The organism is Peribacillus sp. SIMBA_075, from assembly GCF_046534585.1.
Genome location: NZ_JAWRYN010001792.1, coordinates 1 through 228 on the forward strand (window position 1 = coordinate 1; position 228 = coordinate 228).

General features: G+C 36.4%; 1 pseudogene. It reads right to left on the minus strand.

The window, feature by feature from the left end:
• Positions 1-228, minus strand: a pseudogene (locus SB775_RS34615) (RNA polymerase sigma factor region1.1 domain-containing protein); the annotation flags it as partial.

Sequence of the window (228 nt, forward strand, 5' to 3'; positions counted from 1 at the left end):
CAATTTCTTTTAAGTACATACGAACAGGGTCATTGATTTTCACACCTGGCGGCACACTTAAATCATTAAGGTCAAATTCTTCTTCCGTTTTTGTAATTTGACGATTATTAGGACCTTCGTCGTTGTCATTGTCACCAACTAAGTCAATCCCTTGTTCACCTAAATATTCCTAGTATTCATCCATTTGATCGGATTCAATTTCAAATCCATTCATGCGTTCTGCAATCT